The sequence below is a fragment of the Roseburia sp. AM23-20 genome (assembly GCF_003470905.1).
GTDB lineage: Bacteria > Bacillota > Clostridia > Lachnospirales > Lachnospiraceae > Roseburia > Roseburia rectibacter.
In genome coordinates this window covers 2,769-11,355 of the sequence record NZ_QRHS01000043.1, presented here as the reverse complement: position 1 = coordinate 11,355, position 8,587 = coordinate 2,769, and the positions used below count along the sequence as shown (strand labels likewise).

The window sequence follows — 8,587 nt, the reverse complement described above, 5'->3', positions numbered from 1 at the left end:
GCACAAGTCCTAATGTGCCCGGACGGCACATTTAGGACGCACACGTCACTCCGCCACAACCTGAACCAGGCAGACTAATTTCACTCTGATAATAATCAGAGTGAAATCGATTGTCTTATTTTCGTACAACGGAACAAAACAGTCCCGGCTTGATGCAATTTGCCAATCGTAACCCCCCAGAACCACCCTACACAGGGAAACTCATATCACCCACAAACCATCATTTGGCGGGATACTCGTATTTTAATGCCTGCAACAAACAGCATCTTTTTAAATCATCATGTTCTTAATCGTTCCAACTGATATGTAATTCGAAAGAACCGCTCCGGCATCTGTTCCATCCGCTGCTTCTGTTTCCGGGAGTCCTGCGGCAGAAAAGATAATGCTTCCATCCGGTCTGTCCGTCCGCTTATAGTTATCCCTGTAATACTGGTTCTGATCCGGGATACGATTCCACAGGATTCCTTTGTATTCTGCTAATGTGCATCCCGGAAAATTTACATTCCAGATCTCATTTTCCGGCAGCTTTTTAGCAATCAGCTCTTTTGCGACCGATTCTAAATACGCATCTAAAACCTCGCACTCATCTTCCTCTGCAACCGAAAATGCAATCGCAGGGACTCCGCCGCAGAGAGCCTCCATTGCTGCCCCGATCGTACCTGAATATAAAATATCACGTCCGACATTATAACCTGCATTGATGCCGGAAAATACAACATCCGGTTTTTCTTCCATCAGACAGCCCAATGCCACTTTCACACAGTCTGCCGGTGTTCCGCCCACACTATATGCCGTTACTCCCACAACCGGAAAATCATATGGTTTTACTTCTAAATCTCCACGCACAGTGATCCGCTGTGACATTGCGCTGCACTGCGCATCCGGCGCAACCACCCACACTTCACCAAGTCCCGCAGCCATCTTTGCAAGACGATGGATACCAGGTGCTTTAATTCCATCATCATTTACTACTAAAATACGCATATGTTTTCTTATGTATTCTCTTTCCTATTGTAATGTCAATGTCACTGTCACCACGCCGTTTGCAGCAGATGCCTGGATCAGAAGCGGCTGTGAAAACGTATTGGTAAACTTAAGGTCTTTGCTCGTTCCTGCTATCGCAGCATCATATCCCTCCGGAAGATATGTAACCGGCAGGGAATGTGGATACCGCTGTGTTGCCGGAAGTCCTGCATACCGCATTGCAGCATAAAGTGTCGATGATACCTGGCACACACCTCCGCCGATTCCGGTACCAACCGTACCACTGATATAGATCGGTGCTACAACATATCCATTTGCCGCAGTACGCGGTAAAATCGTGGAACTGAATGAAAATGACTGTCCCGGCTGTACCACAACACCATTGATGCGAGCTGCTGCCAGTTCTACGTTGACAGCTCTCGGAACAGTTGCATCATATTCCGTCGTACAGGTACCGATCACGTTTCCCTGTGTTACAACAGTTCCGGATGCAGCCGTATTTGATGTAACTGTACCGGCAGGTACATTTCCGCCTCCATCTCTGCCCTCTGCTTTTCCATAGGACACATAATGGCGACAGTATGCTGCCATATCATTATCAAATGCCTGCTGCAGATCTGTATACTTTGCACGATATGCCTGTGGATTAAAATCTGCAGAACAGCTTCTCCCTTCCTTTAATCCATAATTTACAAAATGATTAAAGAGTGCCGTTTTATTATTTCCAAATGCTGCCGCCACATCCGGATAGGCACTGCGGTAGTAATCAGCATCAAACACCGCCTGATAGGCACTGCGCTCTGCCTGTGTTGCAGCCTCGGCAAACACCGGACTTGTCAACAAAAGACCAGCACATGTGAGAAACGGCAATATTTTTTTCACCCAATATTTTCTTCGTGTCATGATAATCCTCCATTTCTTCGTATAAAAGATCTTCCATATATGGATTTTTACACTGTCTCCCCATGACTTATTTTCACCTGGTACTATAGATATGGATTCATCATATCAGACATGACTATTTTATACAATAGATCGTTTTTTAATCTAACTCAAATTTCCTTTTTACAGCATCCACCAGATAATCGGCTGTGCCCTCTGTCCCAAGCATGCTGCTGTCGATCATGATCTCTTTAAAGCGCTGATCGTTCGGAAGAAATCCTGCATAATGCATATGATAATGATCTCTTGCCTCGTCCACCGCACGGATCATTTTGCGGGCATCCTCTTCATCCATATTCAGATCATTGACACAGTTCGCAACCCGCGCCTCATAAGGTGCATATATATAGATCCGGAGCAGATTCGGTTCATCTGCAAGGATAAAATCCGAACAGCGCCCGACAATGATACAGGATTCCCGTTCTGCAAGGAATTTGATGATATTCTGCTGTGCATCAAATAATTTATTCTGAAGGTCATCCGTCTGCGTTCCAAGCGGATACATCATACGCCGGAAACTGTTAGTTTTTACTTTTTTCTTTGCGCTCTCCTCGATCTCATCAATTTTTGATACCGGAAGATTCAGCTTTTTTGCAGCCTCCTCCACGATATCGCGGTCGTAAAATTCGATCCCCAGTTTCTCACTCATCCGCATTGCGATCGGACGTCCAAGGCTTCCAAACTGTCTGGCTATCGTAACAATATATTTTTTCTTTTCCATGATAATACCTCCATTCCTGCGTGTAAAAAGCTATCGAGCTTATTTTCACATTACCAATCCTAAAATCAAAAATCCGATCACAGATACTGCTGCACCGATCAAAACATATGGAAGCTGTGAACCTGCATGCTCAAGGTTGTCAATTCCTGCACCGTTCGAAGCAAGAACCGTGGTGTCACAGTAAAAACATGCGTGGTTTCCAAATGCACATCCGGAGAGGATTGCTGCCATTACAAGCACGATATTTGCTCCAACACTTGCACCAAGTGGAAGTAAAACAGGTGCAACCAGTGTACATACGCCCCATGCATTTGCGATCATAAATGCAAGCAGTCCTACAATGATAAATGCGATCATCGGGAATACTGCGCCCGACATGATCGGTTTGCACAAATCTACAAAAAACTCTGTCATTTCCATTTCACTTGCGATCTTCTGGAAAGTCAGTGCTGAAATTAAAAGAATAATGATCGGAAGCATATCTGCAAATCCTTTGACAAAGGTATCCCAGAATTCGGAAAATGTCATGATCTTTGCTCCTATATATAATACCATACAGACAAGAATTGCAATGATCGCTGCTACCACAAGATCACCGGTTGCAACTGCAATGCCGACTAACACTGCAAGTGGAATTACAAAGAACCATACGCTTCTTCCTTCTTCTTCGCCATACTCAGAACCAATGTTGTATTTTCTGCTGATATCACTGTATGTTTTCCCGGTTGCTGCAACACGGTCATATGCTTTTTTCATTCCACCCAGTTTCGGAAACCAGCCCATACAGAAAAGGAATACGATAATAAGTGCAACGATCGGGTATACACAATACGGAACCGCCATCAGGTAAGTTTTCATCAGACTGCCGCCTGCAAGACTCTTAACACAGTCCTGCTGAAGGAAAATCGCTCCAAAATAAGCTGCCCAGGAAGAAAACGGAATCAGTACACAGACCGGAGCACCTGTGCTGTCTAAAAGGTATGCAAGTGCTTCTCTCGGCACTTTCTTCTTATCATAAGAACCTTTCATTGCAGTTCCGATCGACAAAACATTTAAATAATCATCCACAAAGATCAAAATTCCTAAAAGAAATGTGGTAAATAACGTCTTTCTTTCCGTACTACAGATTTTTGTGACAATCTTTGTAAAACCAAAACTTCCTTTTGATGCTGTAAGCAGTGCTACAAGACTGCCAAACAATCCACATATCAGAATAACATATGCTTCATCACTCATTACCCCTTCCAGTGTGGATACCCACTCTGTGAGGAAGTTTTGTTTCCATAAGACAAGTGCACCAACCATAGAACCGGCAATCAGGAATGCCTCACATTTTTTTGTCGTGATCGCACCAACCACAATGACAAGTACAATTAACGTAGCAATCAATCCATAGCTCATAACCAATCATCCTTTCCTCTGGCTTACAGATAAAAAAGGACCGGAAGTATTCCTTCCGGCCCCTTTGCCATTTTTTGTATGTAATAAAGTCCTTTATCGTTATACCCATCTTAAAGGGTTTTCCCTTTTGAATCAAGAATGAGCTTTATTTTCGTCTGTGACAGACAAATATTTTTGTACAGTTTTGTTTCCAAAAGACAAATCACTGCTGTTTGCACTATAATTTCGAGTTCTGACAGCAGATCCAGTTTATTCAATATAATAATAGATCATCAGCGCATTATAAAGCTCCTGGCTTTCAAACCGGTTATCAAAATCTCTTCCGGTGATCTGCTCGATCCGCTGAAGTCTGTATTTTACCGTATTTTTATGTGAGAAAAGCCTGTCTGCTGTTCTCTGCAGATTACAGTCACTGCCAAAATACGCCCACATTGTCCCGATGAGCTGCGTATGGTTCTTTTTATCGTATGCTAAAATTTCCCCTAAGACCTCATCCACAAACCGCCTCATCGGCTCTGTATTTTCATAGGACATCAGCAGACGGTAAAATCCCATCTGGTCATAAAACACTACTTCATTTACTCTGTGGATATGCTCTAAAATAGCATTTGTCCTCGACGTCTCATGAAAACTCTTCTGAAGTTTTGAAAGACTGCTGCACTTTTCTCCAATGTTTAACGTATAACAGATTCCCTCATGTTCACTTTGCAAAAAAGCAGTAAATTCATCAAATATCTCTGTGATGATCTGCCTGCATCCACTGCAGTCCTTCATAAACCCTATCATGCGGTCGCCATAACAGGAAATGATCGCCGGGTATTCTTTCTTTGCAAAGAGTCCTTTTAACACTTCTGCATAAGAACGTACCTCATCATTGGAAAGATCCTCCGGATGAAGCACAAATACCTGTTCCATCACGGATATGTCCTGTCCCATCTGCTGGCACTTGTGTTCGATATTATGTACATTAATGCTGTTTCCAAAAATAATCTCTGCAAGCAGACTGTCCTGAATATCTTTCCTGTCATCTAAATAAGCAATCGCATGACCAAGCTCCTCAAAGAAATCCAAAAGCGGCACATCCCATGGCATGGTAAAAAGCGGAAAATCATTCTTTTCCGCTAAATCTATCACCTTTTCATCGATCTGCGTCACATAATTCTCTCCTACAAGAAGCAGTGCACAGGACATCTTAAGTTCGATCGCTTTTTCAATCGTCCGATACAGATCAAAGTTTTTTCGCTGGGTTACCGGTCCACTGATGATCAAAAGTTCCTGACCATGAACCCATTTTTCAAAATTAATATTCTCTGCCTTATAGGACCAGCGAATTCCCCGCTCCATCCCGCCGGTTCCGGCAACCACTTTCGCCTGCGACATTGTCGTAAGCGAAAGCAGATCCTTGCATTGAAACATTCCCCTGTCACATCCTTTTACTATTTCAGTAAATCAATCGCTCCTGTGACCTGTGCAGGTGTCTTTTGAAACAGAAATTCTCCATTTCTTACAGAAGCAGTGATTCCTGCTCTTTCACAGATCGCCTCAAATTCTGACTTTGCATCCAGCACGATAAAGTTTGCCGGTTTGCCTTCTTCGATTCCGTAATGATCCATAATATTCATTGTAATAGCGCCATTTCTCGTCACAAGATCAAGATCATTCGTAATCTCCTCCGGTGACATCATCTGCGCAATATGGATACCATGATCTAATATCATCATCATATTACCGTTTCCAAGCGGATACCACGGATCAGACATGGAATCCTGCGCAAAGCAGACGTTGATTCCATTATCATTCAGTTCTTTCACACGCGTGATACCACGGCGCTTCGGATATGTATCCTGTCTGCCTTCCAGATAAATATTTTCTGTCGGGCAGGAAATAAAATTGATCCCGGATTTTTTGAACAGCTTTATCATGCGGAATGCATAACTGTTATCAGCAGAACCAAAAGAACAGGTATGGCTTGCTGTTGTCCTTGTACCAATTCCTTCCATCAGTGCAAGTGCATTTAAAAGCTCCAGAAAACGGCTCTGTGTATCATCTGTCTCATCACAGTGAACATCAATCAGCTTATCATATTTTGTTGCAAGCTCAATGACTTTATGAATGGATTTTTCACCAAACTCTCTTGCCAGTTCAAAATGTGGGATCGCACCGACACAGTCGGCTCCCATCTTTAAACCTTCCTCCACCAGCTCATCGCCGCCTTTATAAGCATACATGCCTTCCTGTGGAAATGCAACTATCTGAAGATCTAAAATGTCTTTTACTTCTTCCCTTACTTCAAGAGCTGCCTTTAATCCGGTAAAAGTCGAATCTGTGACATCAATATGTGTACGGATTGCCTGCACACCATGAAGCATCTCTTTGCGGATTCCACTGTAAATGCGTGCTTTCATCTGCTCTACCGTCATATTTCCCTTTGATTCACTCCAGCGCTGGATGCCTTCAAACAATGTTCCCGAACCATTCTGCTCTCCCATATCTGCGGTAAACACATAATCCAAATGAAGATGCGGATCAACATATGGCGGAATCACAAGATTTCCACCCACATCGATCGTCTCACATTCCTGTGGTATTTCTTTTGCGATTTTTGTAATTTTACCGTCCTCTACAAGGATCGATACCGGCTCTTTTTCCCCTTTTAATCTCACATTTGTAAATTTTTTCATATTTGTATTCCTCGCTTCCATTTTATTTGCATTTCATACAGGCATTTACTCACAGTTCTTTTGTCCTGACCTGCTAACACCATGACATCATCTGTAACTTGTTGTTCTGGTTTGAAAAAAGGCGCTAAGGTATCTGCCTTAGCGCCTTTGCTAACTTGTTTGTTCTTCATGTACAAATATTATCATCCGTCTGAAATGTCGTCAATGAAATGAGAAATCTTCTGTTTCTTTTTATTCCCTGGTACGAATAAAACGCGGTTTATTTGTTCTTAAAGAACAAATTCCTCTCTTTCCTTTATGCTCTGCTGCCTTTATTCGCTTTCTCCTTGATACACCACATTTCCATCAATGATCGTATATAAAATATGAGTATCCACAGCAAACGGATTTTCCCTTGTCAGGACAAAATCCGCATCCTTTCCCTCCTCAATGCTTCCGACGCGGTCTTCGATTCCGATATGCTTTGCAGCATTGATCGTAATTGCTTTTAATGCATCAAACTCACTGAGTCCGTTAAACACCGCACGTCCTGCACAGAGTGCCAGATAACGTTCCTCGATCACCGGCGAATCTGTAATGATCGAAACCTGGCAGCCTGCTTTTGCAAGTGCAGCCGGTGTATGGAATCCTTTATGGCGCAGTTCATATTTGGTGGCATGTCCAAAAGACGGCCCCACTGCAACCGGATATCCTTCTTTTGCAAGATCATCGGCGATCAGGGCACCATCCGTTGTGTGATCGATCCTAAGATCCACATGAAATTCTTTTGCAATACGGATCGCCGTATAGATATCATCTGCGCGGTGCGCATGGGCTTTTAACGGCATCTCACCGCGGATAACAGGAAGAAGCGCCTCCATTTTTGCATCATATGCCGGCATCTTTGAAAAATCTACCTGCATATCCGCGTCCGTTTTCTGTGAATTATCCATCACTTGTTCCTGCGCCTGTTCCCATGTATGTTCCATCTGAAGTTCATTCCAGCCTTCCGGGCAGCCTGCCGCCTGTAACTGTCTGTCATATATTTTTGCCTTTGTCAGTGCTTCACGCAGCTTCGCGGCAACAGACATCCTCGAATAAACACCTTTTTCCTTATAACAGTTTTTAGGATTCTCACCAAAAGCGATCTTCATAGCGGTTTTCTCTTTGACCAGCATGTCATCCACACGTTTTCCGTAAGTCTTGATAGCGCAGAATGTTCCGCCAATTACATTCGAACTGCCCGGTCCGGTACAGACACAGGTCACACCGCCTTCGCGTGCCATCTGGAAAGTCTCATCCTGCGGGTTAACTGCATCTACCGCCGAAAGCTGCGGTGTCACAGGATCCCCTAATTCGTTGTAATCCTCCCCGGCAAATCCGGTCGCATATCCATCTAATCCCATGTGGCAGTGCGCATCCACAAACCCCGGATAAATATCGATTCCCATCGCATCGATCACTTCCGCATCATTGATGATTTTTCCTTCTAAAACCGGCGCGATCTTTTTTATTTTTCCATTCTCCACCAGAATATCTGCCACAAATGGCTCTTCCTCTATGGCATTGTGGATCGTTCCCTGTTTGATCAATAAGTAATTGCTCATGTGCGTGTCTCCTGTTCCTGTTTTTTATACCTGATTATTCTCTGTCTTACATAGTTAATCCCCAGATCATAATCATATTATACCATAATTACTGCATATGATCTGCCCGGCAAATGCTGGTTTGGGTGTGAGTTGAGTTCCTCTGTGTAGGGTGGTTCCGGGGGTTTTCGATTGGCAAATTGCATCAAGCCGGGACTGTTTTGTTCCATTGTCCGAAAATAAGGCAAGTCTAAGTCAGCCTGATTTAATGTTTCTCGGAGTGACGTGTGCGT

7 protein-coding genes are annotated in these 8,587 nt (G+C 43.5%); all 7 read right to left on the bottom strand.

Features of this window, described 5'->3' with window-relative positions:
• Positions 1 to 270 precede the first annotated feature (270 nt).
• Positions 271 to 984 (bottom strand): 5'/3'-nucleotidase SurE, encoded by a 714-nt coding sequence (gene surE / locus DW650_RS18685; RefSeq protein WP_118210815.1) that lies wholly within the window; start codon positions 982 to 984, stop codon positions 271 to 273.
• A gap of 24 nt (positions 985 to 1,008) precedes the next feature.
• Positions 1,009 to 1,887, bottom strand: a complete 879-nt coding sequence (locus DW650_RS18680) for a VanW family protein (RefSeq protein WP_117922447.1) — start codon at positions 1,885 to 1,887, stop codon at positions 1,009 to 1,011.
• Between the two features lie 139 nt (positions 1,888 to 2,026).
• Positions 2,027 to 2,647 (bottom strand): cytidylate kinase-like family protein, encoded by a 621-nt coding sequence (locus DW650_RS18675; RefSeq protein WP_117922446.1) that lies wholly within the window; start codon positions 2,645 to 2,647, stop codon positions 2,027 to 2,029.
• A gap of 45 nt (positions 2,648 to 2,692) precedes the next feature.
• The gene (locus DW650_RS18670; protein WP_243006937.1) at positions 2,693 to 4,048 is read right to left on the bottom strand and encodes a Na+/H+ antiporter NhaC family protein; all 1,356 of its coding nucleotides are present in this window, start codon (positions 4,046 to 4,048) and stop codon (positions 2,693 to 2,695) included.
• Positions 4,049 to 4,297: 249 nt separating this feature from the next.
• Positions 4,298 to 5,464 carry a PucR family transcriptional regulator gene (locus DW650_RS18665; protein WP_117922444.1) on the bottom strand — a complete coding sequence of 389 codons (1,167 nt, stop codon included), beginning with the start codon at positions 5,462 to 5,464 and terminating at the stop codon, positions 4,298 to 4,300.
• 20 nt (positions 5,465 to 5,484) lie between these two features.
• Positions 5,485 to 6,729, bottom strand: a complete 1,245-nt coding sequence (gene codA, locus DW650_RS18660) for a cytosine deaminase (protein ID WP_118210814.1) — start codon at positions 6,727 to 6,729, stop codon at positions 5,485 to 5,487.
• A 311-nt stretch (positions 6,730 to 7,040) separates the two neighbouring features.
• Positions 7,041 to 8,315, bottom strand: coding sequence for an amidohydrolase (locus DW650_RS18655; protein ID WP_118210813.1), 1,275 nt, complete (start codon positions 8,313 to 8,315; stop codon positions 7,041 to 7,043).
• Positions 8,316 to 8,587 lie beyond the last annotated feature (272 nt).